The sequence below is a fragment of the Bacillus mycoides genome (genome assembly GCF_001757995.1).
Taxonomy (GTDB): Bacteria; Bacillota; Bacilli; order Bacillales; family Bacillaceae_G; genus Bacillus_A; species Bacillus_A mycoides_B.
The window spans coordinates 12,671-34,517 of record NZ_LXLV01000045.1; the positions used below are offsets into that span (position 1 = coordinate 12,671).

Below are 21,847 nucleotides of genomic sequence, written 5' to 3' on the forward strand. Positions count from 1 at the left end.
TTTGAACAATAAGAAAAGTTCCTATAAAAGGATAGGTTCTTTTCTTATATTAATCCCCTTTCAATGCCTTTAATGGCAAAGAGGTTACATATCCAATATACGAACATAATTCTTTAAAAAAGAAGGGGATTTCTGTATCTAACGTTTTATACGCTGACGTTGGAGTTGGTGATGCATACGCTTCAATTTTAATATGTTTCGCAATTTTCATCGCACGCTTCATATGAAGTGGATCACTCACGATCGTATATGTGCGTATTCCGTTCTCTATTCCAACTTGCTTTGCATTCTTTAAATTATCCTCTGTGAAAAGGGACTTTGTTTCAATTAGAATATCCTCTTCTTTTACACCATGTTTCAGTGCATACACTCTAGCAGTACGCGCTTCCTCAAGCTCTGCCTCAAACTTTGTACCGCCTGTGAAAATAATCTTTTTAATATTACCGTTCTTATATAAAGAAATTGCATGATTAATTCTTTCTTTAAATACAGGAGATGGTTTTCCGTTCCATGAAGCTGCTCCCAGCACGATACCAGCATCTGTCTTCACACCATCATCTGTTTTAAAGCGATAACTCCAAATATCGTAAGCTGCATAACTTACATATAAAATAATAGAACAAATCATAAGCAAGAATACTTGCAAGATTCTTCTTTTCTTACTTTTCTTATTTTCTTTCATTTAAACTGCCTCCGTACATCATCCATACTTCTATATAAAAACGTATATATCAAATCATTTTGTTTGAATTTGTTTAAAAGAAGGAATTTTTCTTGTTATATATATGTATTAAAGGGTTTTCATTTAAAATTGAGGATTATCAATTCATTTTTCGTTTGCGGTTTCATTACATTTGTGTAATTTATAAGTTTATTACCATACAACTACATTGTAACGAATTTTTTCTCATAATGGAATGATGAAACAAAAGTAAATAAAAGAAGTAACAGTTTTGTAAGAAAAAAGGTATATTTTTCATCTTGACGATCAATACACCTTTCTTAATATGAATTATCGTTTTTCTTTATACGACTCTAATTTTTCTAATAACCGTTCTTTTACAGCTGGCCATTCACTTGCAATAACACTGTATACAACTGCATCTCTAACATGCCCGCTCGGCAATTTTCTTTCATTTCTAAGTACACCCTCTTTTACTGCGCCGAGTCTTTCAATTGCTCTTTGTGCTTTTTCATTTCTTACATCAGTCTTAATTTGCACCCTCAGCATATGTAATTTTTCAAAAGCGCACTCAAGTAACATATACTTACACTCTGTATTTATACTCGTACGTTGTACACTCGGGTCATACCACGTTTGTCCTAATTCAACTGTCTTATCTTCAACTGAAATGTTATATAAGCGTGTACTTCCTACAATTTCATTTGTTTTTTGATCAACAACTACAAATGGTAAATCCTTACCTGCCCCATAAGCTTTTATCGCCTTTTGAACATATTGTTGCATATCTTGAACAGTATCCATTTTAGAGATTAAATACGCCCAAATATCTCGATTTCCTTCCACGATTGAAAACATTTTTTCGACATCATTGCTATCCATTAAGCGTAACTTTGCTCTTTCGTGAATAATTTCCATTTATTACCCCTCCCCTCTTGTAACTATATCATACAAAATAATAACGCATTATTAATATATAATAAAATAAACACCGTAAAAAAGCTCGCCTTTCTTTAAAGCGAGCTCATTCGTTATAGAAGTATGTATGCAATCGGCGTAATAATAAGCAACGTTAAAATCGTTCTTTGCACATACAGAATAATAAGTTCAGATACTTTTAACGGAATATCAGTTGATAATATACAAGGAATTGAAGCTGAGAAGAACAATATAGATGATACCGAAACAACTGCAATGACAAACTTTGTCACAAGTGGTGCACTTACAACTAACAATGATGGTAAAAACATTTCTGCAATACCAACTGATGCAGCTTTAGCAGCTAACTCTGCTTCTGGTAATTGTAAAGCCCACGTAAATGGATAGAAAATGTAACTGATCCAATCAAATATTGGCGTGAACTTTGCTAAGACGATACCAATTAACCCTACTGACATAATCGATGGTAAAATTCCCATCGTCATAATAAACCCGTCTTTTAGGTTCACTGCGATATTTTTCATAACGCCCGGTGCAGATTTTGATACTTCTAATGCATCTTCCCAAGCACGTTCTAACATTTTTTCCTTATAAACGGGCTCTGGGAACCCTTCTTCCGTTACATATGTATCTGGTTTTCTACTAAGAGGTGGGATTCTTACGGTGATAGCAGTCACGATGAATGTTACGATAAGCGTAGTCCAAAAGTACATATTCCATAAGTGCATTATATCTAGTGTTTTTGCGATGATGATCATAAATGTTGCGGATACTGTAGAAAAACCCGTAGCGATAATGGCTGCTTCTTTTGTCGTATACTTTCCTTCTTTATAAACACGGTTAGTAATTAATAAGGCTAACGAATAACTCCCAACGAATGAAGCAACCGCATCGATTGCTGATCGTCCTGGCGTATTCCATAACGGGCGCATAATCGGGCGACAAAATGTACCTATAAATTCTAGCAATCCATATCCGACTAATAACGCTAAAAAAGCCGAGCCAATTGGAACGAGTAAACTTACCGATATAACTAACTTCTCATACAAAAACGGTCCAACATCTGGCGCAAAGAACCAAGCTGGTCCTACTTTCAAACAATATAATACGCCAAAAACAACACCTACTACTTTTAAAATAGAAAAACAAATATCTACGATAGATGCATTCCATTTTTTCGTATAAAACGGATAAATCGCACCAATTATCATTACAAGTAGTGCGTAATATGGTACTACAGATGGAACTGAAGTCCGAATCCACGATACGATATGATCAATCATAATAGACGAAGCACCGTTTATCGTAACTGGTACGAAAAACATAAACACCCCAACTAGACTAGCGAGTATAAACCGAAGAATAATCCCCTTCTCTCGTCCTGTCTTAATTACATTACTTTTTAATTCAATTTCATTCAAAATTCGACACCTCCTATTATCTAAATATTCTGTATAATAATGTTAGATTCCTTCTTTTGATTTTGAATATTTAATCATGTAAAAAAGCCTATTTTGAAATATACGATCAAAATAGGCTTTTTCTATTACCTCTCATAATCTTCCACAATCACTTGAATCACACGATAAGATTCTTCTGCCACCTTCTCATTACTACCCCTATTCGCATCATATATAATTAACGCCTTCCAAAGTGCCCATCCTCTCGCTCTATTCCACATTTCTTCATCTATACGCAATACTTCTTTAAATACGTTTCTACTATTCTTATCAAAAAATGTCCATGCCATCGCTGCATCACAAGCAGGATCTCCTACTCCTAAAATACCAAAATCAATTACGGCACTAAGCTTTCCATCTTTAACGAGTAAATTCCCTGGTGCTATATCTCCATGAACCCAAACTGGTTTATGGTCCCATGTTGACCGAAGCGCTAAATCCCAAAGATGCTTTAATAATGTTTCATCAAAAATGTCCTTATTATTTTCGATAGCCACTCTCGCCTCTTCATCGTATACAGATATAAGTCCGCCTCGGTAAAAATTATGCGCACCAGCTATTGGTCCGTTACTCGCATCAATTGATTGTAACTCTATTAAAAATGAGCCTAAGTCCGCCGCAAACTCATCTAAGTCACGAACATTTTCTTTCGTAGCTGTCTCTCCTTCTAGCCACTTATTAATAGACCAAGGCCACGGATACTCTTCAGATGGATTCCCTTTCGCAATTGGTATAGAAATTGGTATAGAAAGTTCCTTATTTAATATAGGAAGCCACTTGTTTTCTTTCTCTACTTGCGGTGCATATGCTGCATCACTTGGTAATCTGACACTCATCAGTTTCCCTAAATGAAACGTTCTATTATCATGCCCGCTACATTTTATCGGCCTAATTTCTAAATGTGCCCATTCAGGGAACTGTCCTTGTACTAACTTTTTTACTAGTTCTGTGTTAATTGGATTCATTCACATTCCCCTTCTTTTTTGAAACTTACTAAGCCCATCCGTACTTCCAACATACTCAAAACCACTTCTCTTATAAAAGTCATTCAACGTACGATTATGCCCCACGCAATCTAATTTCAAATACTCTTTATCACGTTGTATATTCTCTTCTACCCACTGTAAAATCCATTCTCCGATTCCATTCCCCTTATACTTCCGTTTCACCGCAAATCTATGAATATATAATGAATTAGAAACTTCCTCTTTACCAAAAATACGTTCATCCCATTCATTTTGTTTAAGAACTACTGTAACTGTACCGACAATCTCCTCTTCTTTCATTACAACATACGTATATTTCTCTTTTATACCTTCTAGTATTTCAACCGTAGCTTCCCCTCCTAAAAGATACTGCCATTGATCCACTTCTTTATGTTGTAACCACTGTGCTACCTCTTTTAATAGAGCAATAATGCTATTACTTTCATCTTCAGTAGCAATTCGAATTGTATATTCTTTAACTGTCTCTCTCCATATCTCTGTTCCCCTTTCATATTACTACCATACTGACAAACGAGTTCTGCCGTCATTTTCATCTGTAACGTATTCTACATAAAAATTTAGATTCTGAGCATTCTCATATAACGCCTTAATTACTTTTTGATCTTTAGCGTAAATTGTGACGTATGTACAATCCACAACTAGTAAGACTAATTCACACTTACTCTCTTTAAATTCTTCATATGTTTCAATACCTACTACTTCTTCTCCTTTTGTATATGCTTTTAAATCTGCAAAAATAAGATAATATACGTTGTCTTTAAATAAATTTTTCAAATCTATTCCTTCCACTACACTTGGTTCTTCTGGAAATAATGCCTCATCCAATCCACCACGTGCCACTAGGTATGACTCCTCACTCCCCACCCACCAATCGAATGAAGAAATATTAACCGGCTTTAACACTTTCCAAAGTAAATTATCATATTCATTTGGAATATCTACAAAAATTCCTCTTTTCATTTGTTTATCCCTTCTTTATAGACCATGAATAATCATCTCTATTCCTTTTTAAAAACGGTAATTATTACCTAATCAAACATATTATTCTTTGGAAAGCAAGTACTTCACAATAGTTCGCTTCAGTTTTAAATTAAATATAAAAAAGCACCTCAATTGTTACACATAACTAAGGTGCTTTTTCTTCTATTTATTTTTAAGTAATTCACTTCGACTTCACAAAGTAATATAAAAACCATACCGCATGGTTTTGTTCATCTGCAGCTATTCTCCGTAACAAATCTTTCATAGCTGCATCTGATGTTTCATCTGAAATTTCCAAATAAAAATCTACTGTTTTTTGCTCATCTTGTATAGCGAACTCTAATCCTTGTAAGTACGTATTAGGGCAACCTTCTGTGATCTGTGGTTTCGGCTGTCTGCCAGTTAAATTCGTATAAATTTGTACAAAATGGTGAAAATGTCTTATTTCATCATTACGGATTTCAAGAATTTGTTTTTGCTCTACTTGATTTGGAGCCATATTAGCTAATTTTGCATAGCAATTGATAGCACTATACTCTCCGTTTATAGCTTTTTCAATATCACTAATCAACTTATCATTCTGTCTATACCAACCATGATAATTTGAATTATACATCGTATCCCCTCCATAATTTCGCATAACATTTTATGCATTTCGAAATAGTAGGAGCATGTATATATAACGGGACAGCTGTAGATTTAAAATAAAGTTTGATAACAAGGTCTATTTTGTAGGGTAACTGCTTATGCATACAATAACAATATTTTTTTGTATACTGTTGCTATAAACTCTCGCGGGAGTTGGAAAATAAATTCGCGAATCAACCTGATGTGATGATGATGTGTGAAGCTATTATAGGTGCAGAGACATAACTAGGAGGTTCCACTATGCCACCTTTATTTAAAACTATGGAGTTCCAGCTAAAAACTGAACGACTTGAACTGAGTATGTGGGAGGAATCAGATTCAGTTTGGATGAGAAAATTAATTGGCGAACGTGGTGTGGACATGCCAACCGTTGACTCCGTTCGTAGCCGGCTTATTGAGATGCGCAAAAAGGCAGACGAAAATGGCATTTCCCTTCTCACTATTCGAAGGCGAGACGAAGGCGATTTCATCGGATACTGCGGCCTGATTATCGGACGTTCCACACTTGAAGAGCCGGAGATTGCATACGAGTTGTTCCGCAGTGCTCATGATAAAGGCTATGCGACTGAGGCAGCATCCGTTGTGCTGGACGCTGCGATTGCTACTGGGCGCCATAGACTTTGGTCGACTGTAGGCGCTTGGAATGTTGCTTCCCTCCGGGTGCTAGAAAAGATAGGATTTAAGCGGCATCACAGTACATGGGAGGACGAGCGCGGTGAGATTGTTTGGAACGTACGCGATCTTTAGAGATCCCGACTTAATTCCAAACAAAACACTGTTCAACAATCAGGCGTTTAAATTGAGAAAAAATCACAAAAATTATTAAAATTTATTCCAAGGCTACAACAGCAAATACTAATTCTTCAGCTTATAGATTTCATCACAAAAAAGCCGTTTCACTAATTAGTGAAACGGCTTTTTTTAAGCGTTCAATTCTGTTTTATGCCCTTTTACTGCACTACGTTTGAAAGCAGTTGCTAATATAGTAACCATACTTACTACACCAATCCAAACGAGGACAGTAACTGGTGTATTCCAGCTTAATCCTTTTCCGAAGAAGAAGATTTCTCTAAGTCCTTCGATCATAAATTTCATTGGTAACCATGAGTAAATCCAATCTTGATAAAACGGAGACAACATTTCAGGTGCTAGCGATAATAATGGTGCTCCGAAGAATAGTAATAAAGCGAATAATCCGATTCCTTTTAGCCCAACTAATGAAAGTACCGCAGATATCATTAGGAAGAAACTAAACGATGTAATGGATAAGAACAACGCTGTATCCGTGACATTCGAAATATTTAATCCTACCATGCCATCTGCAATCCATGTAAGACCAAATCCGATTACAAGCGCGGCAATAGCCCCTGTTACTATTTGTTTTACTTTCAATACAAAGTTTTCTTTTCGTGAACCTACTGGCATTTTACTAATCGCAATAAAGATGATTGCTGCACTCGCTAAACTTGCAATCCATAACGGTTGGAATAAGGATATTGGTGAGTTTCCGTTCGCACTATTTTTGCCAATTCCATTCACATTTGTCACTTTCTTCGCAATAGGTGTTATTAAATTTGAAGCTTGATCAGCTGTTAAAGTAGCTCCTTTTGCTTTCAATCCGTCTAATAGCTCAGTACGAACAGTATTGTTCATATTATCAACTACACCATTTAACATTTGCCCTGCCATAGTTGATGCCGCTGTATTCATTCCTTGATTTATGAATATTTCTACCTCTGGCGAAGATGGTTGTGGTGTTCGTAATGATGCTTGTTTTGCGCTAAATTCTTTCGGAATAACTAATGCTGCATAATACTCTTGATTGTTTAAACCTTTTTGAAGGGCTTCTTTATTTTTTACTTCTACCCACTTCACCGCAGGTTCTTCATCTGATTTCGATGATTTTTTCATCATATCAACGATTGTTTGCCCCATATTCATTTTCGCTTGATTCGGAATTTCTACTCCTTGATCCTCATTTACAATTGCTATTGGCAAGTTTTTCGGCTGAGGTTGAACGCTTGGAAATAATGTTAATGAAAAAATAAAAACTACAAGTAGTGCAATAATTGGTGATAACAATAAAAGTTTATTTTTAAACATTTTCTTTTCTCCTCCTATAATTTGATTTATAATAACCAACAACGTGTTGTTTATTTATATTTTGAATTATATGTTTAAGTTAAATCTTATACAATAATCAAAAATAGTGAATGTGTCGGTTATAAGACACTTTCTTTAAATGTGTTGGAAAAAATTAAGGAGGGACATGCTTTGCGCGATAGTAATTTAGATTTACGTGTTATTCGTACGAAAACTGCCATACGAAATGCATTGGTGGAGTTAATTGAGGAAAAAGGTTTTGAAGCCATTACAGTGAAAGATATTACTATGAAAGCAAACATAAACCGTGGCACTTTTTATGCACACTATCAAGATAAATTTGATTTAATGACAAAATGCCAAGAAGAAATTATGCATGAGTTTTCCAGCATTGCCAAACAGAAACTTCCGGAAGTTATTGCTGAACTTGGATCAAATCCTTCTCCAACAATGCCGTTTGTACTTATCGCTTCTATCCTTGAATTTCTAAATGACAATAGTGATTTTATGAAAGCTGTACTAAGCCCAAAAGGAGATTTATCTTTCCAAACAAAATTGAAAGACTTTATGTGGAAAACACTATTTGAAGATACGAATGGCGCTCTCATTAATAAGGAAAATTTACTTGTTCCAAGCCAATACTTAGCTTCTTATATGGCATCTGCTCATATAGGTGTCATTCAACAATGGTTAAATAATGGACAAAAAGAAACACCTGAGGAAATTGCTCGTATTTTATCAACAATCGCAGTTCATGGTCCTTTCTATGCAGCTGGTTTAAAGAAATAAGCTTGCCTGCATAGAAACATGCTTTAAACATCAACAAACTTCTAAATGAAATGTATGGCTGAGTAGTTACTATTATTTTTACTAGTAACTTGAAATTTATGTTCCTATGAAAAAAGCTGTTGAAAGGAATCCCCTTCAACAGCTTCTCCATTATTAACGATATAAACGAACTGCTCCTGCAGAATTATCATCTGCTTGTCCAACTACTTCAAATTTCAATCCAAACTTCGGTACTTTACGTCCTGCATCTGGGATTAAATCGTTCATATACAATTTAGAATCATCAAACTTCGTTACACCTGGTAACCCTTTGTAATCATATGTTCCTCGTGTTGGAGATACAACTTTCCATGCTGGCGTTTGGTTAAAGGAGAACGCAGCATCTGCGATTTGGTACCGTGTACTATTTTTAACAGTTGGTTTGCCGTTTAGCGTTCCAACAATTGCCTCTGGGTGAGAGTCAACAACCCCTAAGAAACCTTCGCCTGGATGCATACCAACCCAATTATCTGTAAAGCTAGAGTCTGCATACCATACAACAAGACCTGTATTATATGGTACACCACCGCTATATTTTAACGCTTGATCAGCACCAGCGTAGTTTCTCCACTCTAAATAATAGTTATGTTTCTTCTTATCAAAACCGTTTGCTGTAACGAAACCATTTAATTTTAATTTCGCTTCGCCTTCTGCATCATCAGAGAACACAACATTTCCATCTACAGTTAATGTAGCGTTATCAAGAGTAAAACCGTTCGGTGCTAAACCACCATCTGTAATGTATTCGAATACTAGTTTTACTTTTTGTCCTTTAAATTGGCTTAAGTCATATGACTTATCTATCCACTTACCATCCGTTGTGTCTAGACCATTCTTCACATTCTTTTCGCCAATTCGATCCACTAACGTTTTCTTATCATCCTCTGTCACTGCATGTACTTCAAGGAAGTCATAATCTGTTTCAATTTCATACAATGATTTGTAATCAAACTTCGCCAGTGTTGCATTTGTTAAATCAAACACTGGTGTTTCTATTGTTGTATGAAGATTATCGCCTTTTGTACTATAGTAATATTTCTTACCGAATGCAGGCTGAATACCTTTTACATCTTTATCTGGTAAGTTAACACGAATCAGACCAGGACGAGCTGATTTCGTTACACTTTGATCTAAGTACGTCGCAAGACCTATACCGCGATTTAATTTATCATAGTCAATCTCTACAATATTTGCCCAGTTTCCACCCATGTTCTTTTGAAAGAACTCTTTGTTTTGCGGAGAGAAACTCGGTGGCGTTGAACCTGCAATTTTACCAGCCCAGCTGCCGCCGCTCATAACAGACCAAGAGTTAATTGGCTCACCTGCTCCTGAATACTTCGTATCATACTCATCTGGAAGACCTAAATCATGACCAAATTCATGCGCGAATACACCAACTGCTCCGTCTTCCGGCTCAATTGTGTAGTCGTATGCTGCCATTTTACCGCCCCAGTTATCAACATTTGCTTTTGTTCCTTCAATTGGATATGGTGTTCCAAGGTTCCAGCGATGTGACCAAATTGCGTCATCACCTAGTCTACCACCGCCTCCATCTTGCCCAACTCCAGCGTGAATGACCATTAAATGATCAATAAGACCATCTGATTCGTTTTTATTGCCATCACCATTATTGTCATATTGATCGTATTGGTCAAATTCAGATAAATCAATACCACTTTCTACTGCTGCATTTAATGCCTCTTTTACAAAATCACGAGGTCCTTTTGGTCCTTTATTATCATGACCGCCATCTCCTGCATCTGCACCATAATCCGCCGCTGTACCAGGAACTGTCAACCACTTTGTTACTGTCCCATCGACTGTATAGCTACCACCAGATTGCTCTTCATAATATTGTTTAAATGTTGGGACTTTTGAACCATCAAAGAGTGTAAACGGCTCATCACCAAATAACATTTTTTGATAATGTTCTGGATTAAAATCATTTGAATACATATAACCTGGTACTTGATCAATATTGTTATGCTTAAAGTCAGCAAACTCTACTAGCAATACAAGAACTTTATCTTTACGAACATCTCCATTATATTGCTTTTGCTTCGCTGAACTAGTTGGTACTTTTCCGTTTAATCCACCTTTAATCTGCTCTTGTCCAGCTACCGGACCAATAGCAGGTTGATTTACTTTTTCTTTCTCATCTGCTTTTGCATCTTTAACTTTTTTCAAAAAGTCAGAAGCTTCTCTCGTAACACTGTCCCCCGCTGCTGGTTCTTTTCCAGCATTTTCGCCTTTTTTCTTCTCTACGTATTTTTCAACAGCTTTTAATGTGTCTTCTTTCGACGCAGATTCGCTAATTACACCTCGTTTCTTGAGCGCATCTGCTAAACGATCCTCCGGAATTAAATTTTCATCAATTGGACTTAAAGTTCCTACATTAGACGGCGTTGCTGCATAAACAGATTGACTACCAAACCCAAATGTGCAACTAAGCACAGCTGTCGCCGCAAGCGTAGACAGCACTTTAAAAGGCTTTTTCTTCATCCCTATTCCTCCCCAATATTAAATATGTTCCAATGTTTCTATAATAAAGAATATTCTGAAATTTAACAATATATTGTCTGAATTTGTAATATTTTTGAAAATATTCTTTATTTTAGATTGATATACATTCTGATTCATCAATGTTTCAGGTGATAGCAACTGGCTTAAAAAATAAAAAGACCATCCACTACTTATAGCGGATGATCTTTCATTTAAAGCGCAACTACAGTATCTCAATATACCCCTCTGTTCCATGTACCCGAATTCGTTGCCCGTCTTTTATTAGTTTTGTAGCATTCTCTACCCCTACGACTGCTGGTAATCCATATTCACGTGCAATAACTGCTCCATGTGTCATCAGTCCGCCAACTTCGGTGACTAACCCTTTTATAGATACAAATAATGGTGTCCATCCAGGATCGGTAAATGCCGTAACTAATATATCTCCATCTTCTAAATTCGCATCTTCCATGTTTAAAATAACGCGTGCTCTCCCCTCAATCACTCCTGAAGAAACAGGCAGACCTACGATTGCTTCAGCCGGGAGATTTTCTCGTTTGTACTTCCCAGTAATGATTTCTCCATCAGACGTAATAACACGCGGAGGCGTTAGTTTTTCATATAATTTGTACTCACTTTTCCGTCTATGAATAACCTCGTAATCCAGTTTATTCGTGCGGACGACTTCGTGAAGTTCTTCAAAAGTTAGATAGTATATATCTTCTCTTTCATTAATAACACTATTTTGCACGAGTTGCTCGGCTTCTTTCAATATTGCCTGCTTATATATGAAATAGCGATTAATCATGCCGTATTTTGGATATTCACGATAACCGATAAAATCCCGGATGTTACGAATCATTCGCTTCGTTTCTTCTATTTTTTGTTTACCATCTGGCAAGTGCTGCAATCGATCTAATAACTCTTCTTCTTTTTTCAAAGCCTCCTGCAGCCCTGCTTCAAATTTCCTTTTGCCAGCACCCATTTCAAAATCTCTTATGTTATTTAAAATCATCGGGATAATTGTAGTTGGTTTTTCACTCCAGCGCGTTTTCGTAATATCGATTTCTCCGCTGCATCTCATTCCGTATTTATTCAGAAAAGCATAGATTGCATCTCGTGCTTTATCCCCGCCTTCAAACTTAACTAGCTCATCTAAAAAGCTGTCATCTTCTATATGCTGTAAATACTCAATGACTTCTGGATATGGCCGAATCACATCTGCAACATCCAATAATGCTAGCCCCATTTCTGACGTAATATTGTTTTGTACAGATTGTGATAGTGTGTCTGCTACGCTTTTTTCACCTAGCCATTGCTCCATCTTTTCATTCATCCATAATGAAGCATTCATACCTGCCATAATGACAACCATACTTTGCGGGTGAAATAATATTTTCTTTAATTGCTGGATATCTTCTAAAATAAAATCAAGTACATCCAGCCCTGATTTCGTTTGAATGTTTTGTTTTAACTCTTCGATCGATGCTTGACTGTTCTTTATTAAATCCGTAACGATTGCCGGATCGTTTTCGATTTGTGGTTGCGAACTTGCAGGCGGCATACTTTTACCAACACTCTTTTCTTTTTCATCATCCGGTAACAATTTGATAAAATCATCTCGCTCTATTACAGTCGTTAATGCATCTTTAATAAGCGGCTCCGATTCCCCTATTGTATTTAATAAAGATTCTCTACTAGCAGGTGAAGCCAATCTTTGTGCAACATCAACAAACAGCCTTCCTCCAGCTTGAAACCTCGGTCCAAAAGATGTTAACTGGAATAAAGACATTCCTAATGGCTTCAAAGGATCGGTCATCATTTGTTGGTGACCAACCGATACATACACATGTTTTTCCTGATCATTTGCTTCTGGTATTGGATATAAAGTCGTTATCGGCCTGCTTTGGACAATATAAAATATATCATCAACTAAACACCATTCAATATCTTGCGGACAATCAAAATAAGCTTCAATCTGTCTTCCGATCTGTGCTAGTTGTAAAATTTGTTGTTCAGACAACGTTTGAATCTTTTGCTGAGCCGGATCAATCTGTTTCGTCTCCGTTCCGCCCTCTTTTAAAGCATAAATAGCTAATTTTTTAGTTGCTATCATCGTTTCGGTAATTTCGCCTTCTTTTACTTTATAATTATCGGCAGAGACCAGTCCTGATACTAAAGCCTCACCAAGTCCAAAACTTGCATCGATTGATAACACCTTTCGGTTAGAAGTAATCGGATCAGCAGTAAATAAAATGCCCGAAGCCTCAGGGAAAACCATTTTTTGAACGACAACACATATAGAAACTTGGCTATGTTCAAAACCATTTTGCATTCGGTAAATGACTGCTCGATCTGTAAATAAAGAAGCCCAGCACTTTCTTACATGCTGCAAGATTGCTTCTTTTCCGATGATATTTAAATACGTATCTTGCTGACCAGCAAACGAAGCATACGGTAAATCTTCAGAAGTAGCGCTAGAACGCACTGCATAAGCATGCTCATTTCCAAAACGAGAGAGAGAACGAGCTACCACTTCCGCTACATCAGAAGGAATTTCTACCGCCATAATGGTTTCTCTAATCTTCTTACTAATTTCACCAATTTGATCTCGGTCCTCAATTTTCAGCTTTGTTAATTGATTCAACAAAGCTTGAAACACTTCATTTTGCTCGATAGCCTTTTCATACCCTACCGTTGTAACACAAAAACCTTCTGGCACTTGTATCCCTTGAACGTTGGATAACTCCCCTAAATTCAATCCTTTTCCACCAACGAGTGAAAGCTGCGTGTTTTCTATTTCCTGAAAATCGAGAACGAAAGAACTCATGTAACATCTCTCCTTATTATGCATGTGTTCTTGATTGTAGCAGTAGTAAATGAGAATAAACAGTCTATTTTGAACGTTAATTACATGGTATAATTAAGTTAAGAAGAGATTAATAAGATGCCCCAGTTGAAGAACAGCAACTGGGGCATCTTATTTTTAATTTATTCATATTTAGCTTCGACATATTTCTAAATTGCATTTCCTTCTATCATAAAAATACCGTTATCTTTTGTTTTTGCAGAATTGATTATAGCTTGAACTAATATTTCTATTTGCAAAGGTTTTTGAAATCGAAACATCCAAATCTTACTAAACAACCGGATGTCTTCTAATCCAGTAATCCCCATTGTTCTATCACTATTTTTTCTTATCAATATTGGTGGATTAAAGATGAGCTAGTTGTACTACAATTTTTATATAGTTCATCAATGAAGCATAGGAAAGCATCTCGTTATTCCTAAGTCTCCAGCCTACATACTTTTAATAAGATTTATTTTCTCAATAAAGAATAATACTAAGTGCATAGCGTTTATTACAAACCATAACATGAAATTTGAGTTCTTTACAGTCTTCAACTGATTTGACTTTGTATTAGATAATTCTATCTTTAAAGACGTTAATATAATAGTGTTAGACATAAAACCTAACAATATAAATCCGAATAAAGGTAAGTTAGTTATAGCACCTATTACCATAATTCCTACGTATACTATAGTTAACTTCTTAATATACTTTTTATCTTCTTTTAACTTCTCTATATCTTTACTTTTAAACCAGTCTCTTACAATTCTTACAAAGACAATACTTTGAAATACTAGTACAACTATACTTACAAAAATAAGAAACAACGCCTCTACATGGTTTTCAATTAAAGTCCCTATACCGTTCATGTCATCTGTACCTCTTTTATTTATGTTTATTAGTACGAAAAAAATAATGTTTAACCGCAAAATATATGAGGGAGATACTGATAAATAATACTTTTACTTTATAAACCATTAAACTTTATTTACGTCTTTCTTTTGTTATTTTATTCCCTTTAGAACCTGCTAATAGTAAAAAATGAGATTGCTAACGTAACTAGCTCTTTGCTTTCATGTTAACCCTTCCCACCGAATAATTGATTTATGAAATCTCCCCTTATACTTACGAAAAAGGACACACCTAAGCATATAACTGCTAGAAAGGTATATCCTTTGTATATTTTTGGTTAAATTTGATTGTCCGTATATTATTTTATAGCGAAAAAAGTAATACGTCAAAATATTTTTCGAAAATTAAGGTTATTCATCACCTTTTACAAAACAAAAGGATTCATGGTAAGTCATCTCCCAATGATCGCAGCATACTTGCTCTTTCTTTTTGTTCTTTTATCAAGTTCATTTGCATGAATTTGAACAAAATTTATTCTAAAACACCATCTGCTCCTTTCACCATTGATTAAACTATTTGAGCAAGCTCTATACTAATAGCAGTTGCATAGACAAACACTTTAATCAATTTCAATTACATCACCAAACTTAAAAGTCTTCTTATTACAAAAAGATCCGTACAAGTAATCAACCCATTTAATGGATTTATATCATCTACTGTTATGTAATTTTTATATAAGTAGCCATTTTTATGATATGTAAGTAAAACCTCTTCCTCACCTAAATATGAAATTAACAGCTTATTTTCAATCCTTTCTTTTGCATCTTGCGTTAAGATTGGACGCGGGACCTTTGTTTGCTCGTGTATCATTTCTTTAATACAGACGAACTGCTCTGGCATACTAGCAAACGGTTGCCACTTTACCATTCCTCTTCCTTTTGGCATATTTGCATTCTTCACGATTTGTGCCCTCCTAATAATGTGTTTCTATATCTTGTTGTTGCGACGCTTGTGTAGGAAATCCCTCGTAAAATACTGTTCTTACCAAATCGTGTTCGAATTTCGTCCATGACCTTCGTTAATCTCATTTCTTTTTCTCTTTGTATAATGTTATCGAAAAGTGAAATTTGCTCTTCTCCTTCATTTATTAAATTTGTTAACGAAATACTTATCGATCGAATCGGCTCCCCTGTATGCCGCTCGTATAAAAAATATGTACAAACATTGTAAATATCCATCGTTAAATTTGTTGCTCTGTTTAACGTATGTGCCTTTCTTATTCCCCCGCCGTATTCCTTGCTATATCCAACTGAAAAATGGATCGTTTGTGCGTATTTCTTTTCTCTTCTCAACCTATAACAAACTTCTTCTATATGTTCTAATAAAATAACGACGAACTCTTCTACCGAATAATCACGTAATAATATTTGGCTTTTCGCTATAGATGTTGTTGCTGGAACATACTTCTCTGCTATTCTGCTGAAATCAATCCCGTTACTATGTAGATGTAATTCTTCTCCTATTACACCAAAAGATTGCTTTAAATATTTCAAAGGGTACTGCGCTAACTCCCCTATTGTATGTATACCTTCGTGAAGGTTCAGCTGTTCGTGACATGCTCTTTCCGGATAGAACCGTCATAGGTATACAAAAAGATGACACAAAGTCACTAAAAATTATGCAAACACTCTATAAAAGTATTCAAGCACCGTTCTTTCATACTAGTTTAGATGGCGCGGAAATGATTAAATATGCCTCGAATGCATTTTTGGCTACGAAAATATCTTTTATAAATGAAATTGCTAGAATTTGTGACGCTTATCACATTGATATTACTGAAGTAGCAAAAGGAATTGGGTATGACTTCCGAATCAATCCCAACTTTCTTCAAGCAGGGCTTGGTTATGGAGGATCCTGTTTTCCAAAAGATTTAAATTCACTAATTTACACCGCAAATAGTAAACAAGTATCAGTCCCTATTTTACAAGCTGTACAATCTATCAATTCAACACAAGTAGATCTCTATATTGAAAGAATCAAAAATAATTTAAAAAATCCTTCTTCGGAAAAATTAACAATTTTAGGGATTTCCTTTAAACCAAATACAGATGATACACGCCACTCTCTGGCTGTAACACTTATTGAAAAACTAATTCCGCTCGGTTACGAGATTCATACCTATGATCCAATAGCTATTCTCCCTTCGCATTTAAAAAAACAAGTTACACAACATACTGAATTGGAGTCCTCTATTACAGATTCGGATTGTATAATTATTGCCACAGAATGGGATGAATTTAAAACACTTGATTGGCAACAAGTAAAAAAATTAATGCGAGGATGTAAAATCGTCGGTGGCCGCAATTGTCTTGAACAAAATGAAATAGTAAAAAATGGTTTACATTATATTGGGATTGGTCGGCCATAAAAATCCTTGTAGCAGCAGTTGGTTTCATTAGTTCTGTTGCAAATTTTTTATGCGATTGATAGAGAAATGTTCTATTTTACAAGCTCAATACAAAACAACTTTATGATTTTTCTACAAACAGTCCAATTAAAAGAAACTTTATATTTATCGAAAGTAGTAACGCGGTAGATGGGAGATGCATTTTGGTTTGGTATAGCCAAAAAATATGTATATTCTTATAAAGTTATTTATGAAAAGAATATCCCGGAGAAAACAATTAGAACGTAATATATAAACGAAAGAGCCTACGCTTTTGAGTAGGCCCTTTCTCTTTTTATTTTAGTCAAAAAACTAAGCATCCCTTCATTCAAATACATTACCGATTGAGTTTATACATATTTCCTTCGAATTTTGCCAACCACCAATAACAGTAAGGGAATTCCTAGCTCATAGACGGGAAATGCAATTGGAATCACGAAAAATATGTAGTAATAATGGGTGAATATCTGGATATTTTTAACCGACACAGCTATGATAAACGAAAGAGGAGCAAGAACCCAAACTACTTTTCGCCAATCCTTCAAATGAAACATTTGTGCTGTTCCATAACAAGCAAGAAACATATATAACGCCAGTTTAACAAAAATACTAAAAAACCAAATAATAACAATCAGAATATCCACATTTTGAATGAATTCCATGACGGATATGTACCGGCTCAAATCGTATACCGGATACAAAAACCTTGAAGATAAATTTGGACCGAATGTTAAAATAACCGCTAATGTTCCGATCGTTACCATGAAAACGGCCAGTCCTACTCCCCACATCGCCCGTGATGACGCTTGTTCTGGTTTGTCCATAAAGAAAACGAACATTGTCATCATGACAGCCTCTCCAAAAAAAGCGGCTACAGGGGTATAGGAACCTTTAAGGATTGGAAACCATCCAGAATCGTGATAAATAGGGCGCATATAGTCCCAATTCATATTGCTAAAATTCAAAATGATTACAAACGTTATCATTAAAAGTACCATCGGCCCAATGATTTCACTTAAGCGTCCAATACCTTCCACCCCGCCTTGGTAAATAATAAAAATGAGCAATAACATAGCAGTAAAGACAATGACCCACAAAGGTGTATTATGAAACAAAGCGATAATAATGAAATCACCAAATTCACGGACGGTTATCCAAATTATCATGTACCATACAAAGAAGTAGGGAATAATCATCAGCTTTCCTAGCCATTTACCAAGAATGGTTTGACTAAATTCAATTAGAGTTTGCTTCGGATAAAGCGAACCGAGTGTAGTTGCCAGAAAAGTAATAGCAATCCCTACACACCCTGCAATCACGATTGAAATCCAAGCATCTTGTTTGGCAGTACGAATCGTAGATGGGATGATCAGAAGAATTGATTGCCCCACTTCAAATGTAAACATCATCCAAAAGATTTGCCTGCCAGAGATTTTCATTGAATTTCTCACACTCTATATTCCTCCTTATTTTTTTATTTCATTTTTCTTTAACTGCAACGATGGTCCAGTCAGCCCTACTCGCCGAATAGTCAAATTTGTATGAACAGAAACCTGCACTTTTCGAAACTGTTTCGTCCAATTCTTTTTTAGTCCTCTCCATTCGGATGGATATTTTTGATGAATGGCTTCTCCAAATCCAAAGATATCGGTTCCGTATTGTTTTTGAACCTTTTTAATAGTTTGGAGAGCTTGCTTTTCAGATTGTTTTTCCAATACATGTTCTAAAAGAGTAAGATTTTTTGGCTGCGAAAGATCTAAATTCGTATTGTTCTCCTGAATCGTTCCTTCGCCAGAAAAAATAATGTCACACTTAATTGTGTCCCCTTGAATAGTAGGTATGATTTTTCTTTTGATTTTTGTCATATATAAACTTGCACTACCATTTGCTTTGGAGGCAGTTGCTGTAATCGTCTGTTTACTTAAACGATTCACTACCCAAAGAGTGGTTAACCATTCCTGCATATTTAAGTATCCTACCAATTTGAGATCGTTGTTAAATATCGCTCCCCCTACAATTTGAAACCCTTTGACCTCAGTTTTATCTTTTTTATGAGACACATTTAGTTTAATAACAGGCAAAATTGGAGTGATTCCATCACTCGTACCAGCAATAAGAAAATTTAATAAGGACGTATCTCCCAATGCCTCTATTTGCATATGCTCTTTAAGTGCCCCAAGTGCTGGTATAGCCTCTAAAGGGATGGATGCTTTCAGAAACTCTTTTGCAGTATTATCCTTTACTACTAACGCATCTGCTCGTAATCGAATATCAGGATCACGGCTGTATGCATCTAAGACTGGAGCGAGACCGTTTTTAGCCATTTTTTCTCCAATTAATATCACACGCTGGTGCCCTCGAAAGATTTCTCTCGACATTTTTGTTTGCATCATTTGTACGGCTTCATGTGTATCCTTTCCAGTTCCCGATTCTATAAAAACCGATTTTCCTGCATCACTTCTTCCGCTCTGTCCCATTCCCATTTTTGATGGGATGATAAATTGAGCGCTAATTTCAACCTTGTTATTCTTCGCTTGATCAAGTCCCCATCCTAATTCTATTGCCAGATCATTTAACTCCGTCCGATCCCAGCAGCCCGTCAAGAAAAATAAAGAAACGACCAGTATCATACAACATGCCTTGTGCAGGCTCATTCTGTTTCTCCTCCTCGTTTCGCACCTGGCTGTTGCCCATCTGGAAAACGCACTTTATCTTCACCAGATACCATTATAGGACGGTGAGTCATATTCCACCGAGGTGTTCGGAGCAAAATATCCTTTAAATCACGAGGAGTCTGAGGCGCAACCGGACTTAGATACGGAATGCCAAAAGAACGAATGTTAGTTAAATGAATCAAAATCGCAAGAGTGCTTATAGCAATGCCATATAGCCCAAGCATCCCCGCCAATAGTAGCATCGGAAAGCGCAGCATCCGGTAAGCTGTTCCTAAGTTGTAGCGCGGGAACGCAAACGACGCAATACCAGTTGTCGCCACAACAATAACCAAAGGTGCCGAAATAATACCAGCTTGCACGGCAGCTTGTCCGATAACAAGTGCTCCGACAATGCTAACTGCTGATCCAACAGGTTTTGGTAACCGAACGCCCGCTTCCCTCAAACCTTCAAATAAAAATTCCATCATTAGCGCTTCTATGACAGCTGGGAAAGGAATGCCTTCTCGAGCAGCTGCAATACTAATAAGCAAATTTGTCGGGATTAATTTCGGATGAAAGGTTGTAATAGCAACATAGAGAGACGGAAGAAATAATGAAATATTGATTAATACTAAACGTATCCATCGAATAAAGGTCGTGTAGATGGATCGTTCATAATAATCCTCCGATGCTTGAAGACCTGTCCAGAATGTCATAGGAACGATCAGAACGAAAGGTGTGTTATCTACAAAGATGGCGACTTTCCCTTCTAATAGGCTTGCACACACTGCATCTGGCCGCTCGGTATTCTGAATTTGTGGAAAGGGAGAAAAAGGCTGATCCTCGATAAACTCTTCAATGAAAGCTGACTCCAACACCCCATCAATTTGAATTCGCTGTACCCTTTGGCGAACTTCATCCAAAATCGAATCGGGAGCAATGCCCTCAATGTAGGCAATCACCACATCTGTCTGTGATAATTCCCCAATCGAATAGGGCTCCATTTTTAGCCTTGAGCTCCGAATTCTTCGGCGAACAAGACTCGTATTGACCCTTAATGTTTCCGTAAACCCGTCCCGAGGACCACGAACAGAGATTTCGGCAGCAGGCTCTTCAATACTCCGTTTTTCAAACCCTTTTAAATCCGCAATCAGGGCTTGACTCTCTCCATCTGTTAGAATGACGATATTAGCTTTCAATACTCCCTCTATAACCTCATGAACTTTAGAAACCGTCTTTACTTGAGAAACAGCAATAAGCTGATTTTGGATGATTTCCCCTACTGAATCCACACTCTTTAATCCACTGGGCATACCTTCGAACATCATTGGTTTCAAAACAACCTGTTCCACGATTTTGGTGTCTACTAATCCATCTATATAAATAAAAAGAATTTTAGTTTGACTATTTATGAGAATTGGACGAAAAACAATATCGGAACAATTGTCAAAAACTTGTTTCAAAACTTCTTCATTCGCAGATACACTCTGTTCGAGTTCACGATCTTGATCATTTTGGAGTAGCAAACTTGTACTCTCAAGTTCCTGAATATCTTTTTTTAAACGTTTTCTACTAAGTTTTTTCATCATACTACCCCATTTATTGAATGGTTTATATTTTTTATAAAGACAAGCTTTTCTATATTTGGACCTTAAAGTTAATGATTCCTTGACAGCAAAGCTTTATATACCTTCCACCTAATAGTTTTAAATAAATAATGATTTTTGGAAGGTAAAATCATTTGTCTTAAAAATGCTAACAAGAAAATACACCCTTGATATCCTTCTTACAATTTCCATCAATAGGGAAATTATTCAATTATTTCTTTAAGTTAGTTAATCTATAAATAGGGAGATCCATTTTCACAACTCAGTAAACGCTTCTTTTTTGATTG

The 21,847-nt window shown here is 36.1% G+C and carries 17 protein-coding genes and 3 pseudogenes; 3 read left to right on the forward strand and 17 right to left on the reverse strand.

Annotation, left to right across the window (positions count from 1 at the left end):
- Positions 1-49: 49 nt before the first annotated feature.
- The 7 genes from BWGOE10_RS15620 to BWGOE10_RS15650 form a co-directional block, all read right to left on the reverse strand.
- Entirely contained in the window at positions 50-682 is a 633-nt protein-coding gene (locus tag BWGOE10_RS15620) for a YdcF family protein (protein WP_002033016.1), read from the reverse strand.
- A 330-nt stretch (positions 683-1,012) separates the two neighbouring features.
- The gene (locus BWGOE10_RS15625) at positions 1,013-1,600 is read right to left on the reverse strand and encodes a GNAT family N-acetyltransferase (protein WP_070143937.1); all 588 of its coding nucleotides are present in this window, start codon (positions 1,598-1,600) and stop codon (positions 1,013-1,015) included.
- Positions 1,601-1,713: 113 nt separating this feature from the next.
- Complete coding sequence (locus tag BWGOE10_RS15630; protein WP_070143938.1) at positions 1,714-3,042, reverse strand: YjiH family protein; 1,329 nt, start codon at positions 3,040-3,042, stop codon at positions 1,714-1,716.
- 125 nt (positions 3,043-3,167) lie between these two features.
- Positions 3,168-4,046, reverse strand: a complete 879-nt coding sequence (locus BWGOE10_RS15635; RefSeq protein WP_070143939.1) for an aminoglycoside phosphotransferase family protein — start codon at positions 4,044-4,046, stop codon at positions 3,168-3,170.
- Complete coding sequence (locus tag BWGOE10_RS15640; RefSeq protein WP_070143940.1) at positions 4,047-4,562, reverse strand: GNAT family N-acetyltransferase; 516 nt, start codon at positions 4,560-4,562, stop codon at positions 4,047-4,049.
- A 21-nt stretch (positions 4,563-4,583) separates the two neighbouring features.
- Positions 4,584-5,048 (reverse strand): DUF2691 family protein, encoded by a 465-nt coding sequence (locus tag BWGOE10_RS15645; protein ID WP_070143941.1) that lies wholly within the window; start codon positions 5,046-5,048, stop codon positions 4,584-4,586.
- A 202-nt stretch (positions 5,049-5,250) separates the two neighbouring features.
- On the reverse strand, positions 5,251-5,685 hold the full coding sequence (locus tag BWGOE10_RS15650) for a ferritin-like domain-containing protein (RefSeq protein ID WP_070143942.1): 435 nt from the start codon (positions 5,683-5,685) through the stop codon (positions 5,251-5,253).
- A 272-nt stretch (positions 5,686-5,957) separates the two neighbouring features.
- Here BWGOE10_RS15650 and BWGOE10_RS15655 point away from each other — a divergent pair, with 272 nt between their 5' ends.
- Positions 5,958-6,464, forward strand: a complete 507-nt coding sequence (locus tag BWGOE10_RS15655; RefSeq protein WP_070143943.1) for a GNAT family N-acetyltransferase — start codon at positions 5,958-5,960, stop codon at positions 6,462-6,464.
- A 174-nt stretch (positions 6,465-6,638) separates the two neighbouring features.
- On the opposite strand, the gene BWGOE10_RS15660 is transcribed toward BWGOE10_RS15655, so the two are convergent.
- Complete coding sequence (locus tag BWGOE10_RS15660; RefSeq protein ID WP_081338150.1) at positions 6,639-7,859, reverse strand: YhgE/Pip domain-containing protein; 1,221 nt, start codon at positions 7,857-7,859, stop codon at positions 6,639-6,641.
- Positions 7,860-7,991: 132 nt separating this feature from the next.
- Between BWGOE10_RS15660 and BWGOE10_RS15665 the strand changes: the two genes are divergently transcribed.
- Positions 7,992-8,609 (forward strand): TetR/AcrR family transcriptional regulator, encoded by a 618-nt coding sequence (locus BWGOE10_RS15665; protein ID WP_070143945.1) that lies wholly within the window; start codon positions 7,992-7,994, stop codon positions 8,607-8,609.
- A gap of 153 nt (positions 8,610-8,762) precedes the next feature.
- Here the strand turns inward: BWGOE10_RS15665 and BWGOE10_RS15670 are convergent, their stop codons facing one another.
- From BWGOE10_RS15670 to BWGOE10_RS15690, 6 genes and pseudogenes are all read right to left on the reverse strand, one after another.
- A complete protein-coding gene (locus tag BWGOE10_RS15670) occupies positions 8,763-11,150 on the reverse strand; it encodes an immune inhibitor A domain-containing protein (protein WP_070143946.1) in 2,388 nt (795 codons plus the stop codon).
- Between the two features lie 223 nt (positions 11,151-11,373).
- Entirely contained in the window at positions 11,374-13,980 is a 2,607-nt protein-coding gene (ppsA, locus tag BWGOE10_RS15675) for a phosphoenolpyruvate synthase (RefSeq protein WP_070143947.1), read from the reverse strand.
- A gap of 188 nt (positions 13,981-14,168) precedes the next feature.
- On the reverse strand, positions 14,169-14,327 hold the full coding sequence (locus BWGOE10_RS32910) for a hypothetical protein (RefSeq protein ID WP_171903119.1): 159 nt from the start codon (positions 14,325-14,327) through the stop codon (positions 14,169-14,171).
- Between the two features lie 123 nt (positions 14,328-14,450).
- Entirely contained in the window at positions 14,451-14,870 is a 420-nt protein-coding gene (locus BWGOE10_RS15680; RefSeq protein WP_070143948.1) for a hypothetical protein, read from the reverse strand.
- Positions 14,871-15,472: 602 nt separating this feature from the next.
- Positions 15,473-15,813 (reverse strand): annotated as a pseudogene (locus BWGOE10_RS15685) (YolD-like family protein).
- Positions 15,810-16,445: pseudogene (locus BWGOE10_RS15690) on the reverse strand (DNA repair protein); the annotation flags it as partial. The pseudogenes BWGOE10_RS15690 and BWGOE10_RS15685, both read right to left, overlap by 4 nt.
- Here BWGOE10_RS15690 and BWGOE10_RS15695 point away from each other — a divergent pair.
- Positions 16,439-17,281 (forward strand): annotated as a pseudogene (locus BWGOE10_RS15695) (nucleotide sugar dehydrogenase); the annotation flags it as partial. The pseudogenes BWGOE10_RS15690 and BWGOE10_RS15695 overlap by 7 nt on opposite strands.
- Before the next feature lie 368 nt (positions 17,282-17,649).
- Here the strand turns inward: BWGOE10_RS15695 and BWGOE10_RS15700 are convergent.
- The 3 genes from BWGOE10_RS15700 to BWGOE10_RS15710 are packed head-to-tail and all read right to left on the reverse strand — an operon-like array spanning position 17,650 to position 21,542.
- A complete protein-coding gene (locus tag BWGOE10_RS15700; RefSeq protein WP_070144029.1) occupies positions 17,650-18,738 on the reverse strand; it encodes a GerAB/ArcD/ProY family transporter in 1,089 nt (362 codons plus the stop codon).
- 27 nt (positions 18,739-18,765) lie between these two features.
- Entirely contained in the window at positions 18,766-19,953 is a 1,188-nt protein-coding gene (locus tag BWGOE10_RS15705) for a Ger(x)C family spore germination protein (protein WP_070143949.1), read from the reverse strand.
- Positions 19,950-21,542: a spore germination protein gene (locus BWGOE10_RS15710; protein ID WP_070143950.1), complete on the reverse strand. Its 1,593-nt coding sequence runs from the start codon at positions 21,540-21,542 to the stop codon at positions 19,950-19,952. The genes BWGOE10_RS15705 and BWGOE10_RS15710 overlap by 4 nt, the downstream gene beginning before the upstream one ends.
- Between the last annotated feature and the right edge of the window lie 305 nt (positions 21,543-21,847).

Bases quoted from the DNA above. Each gene is read 5' to 3' on its own strand.
- BWGOE10_RS15620 (WP_002033016.1), bottom strand. From the start codon at position 682: ATGAAAGAAAATAAGAAAAGTAAGAAAAGAAGAATCTTGCAAGTATTC.
- BWGOE10_RS15625 (WP_070143937.1), bottom strand. From the start codon at position 1,600: ATGGAAATTATTCACGAAAGAGCAAAGTTACGCTTAATGGATAGCAAT.
- BWGOE10_RS15635 (WP_070143939.1), bottom strand. From the start codon at position 4,046: ATGAATCCAATTAACACAGAACTAGTAAAAAAGTTAGTACAAGGACAG.
- BWGOE10_RS15645 (WP_070143941.1), bottom strand. From the start codon at position 5,048: ATGAAAAGAGGAATTTTTGTAGATATTCCAAATGAATATGATAATTTA.
- BWGOE10_RS15650 (WP_070143942.1), bottom strand. From the start codon at position 5,685: ATGTATAATTCAAATTATCATGGTTGGTATAGACAGAATGATAAGTTG.
- BWGOE10_RS15655 (WP_070143943.1), top strand. From the start codon at position 5,958: ATGCCACCTTTATTTAAAACTATGGAGTTCCAGCTAAAAACTGAACGA.
- BWGOE10_RS15670 (WP_070143946.1), bottom strand. From the start codon at position 11,150: ATGAAGAAAAAGCCTTTTAAAGTGCTGTCTACGCTTGCGGCGACAGCT.
- ppsA (WP_070143947.1), bottom strand. From the start codon at position 13,980: ATGAGTTCTTTCGTTCTCGATTTTCAGGAAATAGAAAACACGCAGCTT.
- BWGOE10_RS32910 (WP_171903119.1), bottom strand. From the start codon at position 14,327: ATGGGGATTACTGGATTAGAAGACATCCGGTTGTTTAGTAAGATTTGG.
- BWGOE10_RS15680 (WP_070143948.1), bottom strand. From the start codon at position 14,870: ATGAACGGTATAGGGACTTTAATTGAAAACCATGTAGAGGCGTTGTTT.
- BWGOE10_RS15700 (WP_070144029.1), bottom strand. From the start codon at position 18,738: ATGAAAATCTCTGGCAGGCAAATCTTTTGGATGATGTTTACATTTGAA.
- BWGOE10_RS15705 (WP_070143949.1), bottom strand. From the start codon at position 19,953: ATGAGCCTGCACAAGGCATGTTGTATGATACTGGTCGTTTCTTTATTT.
- BWGOE10_RS15710 (WP_070143950.1), bottom strand. From the start codon at position 21,542: ATGATGAAAAAACTTAGTAGAAAACGTTTAAAAAAAGATATTCAGGAA.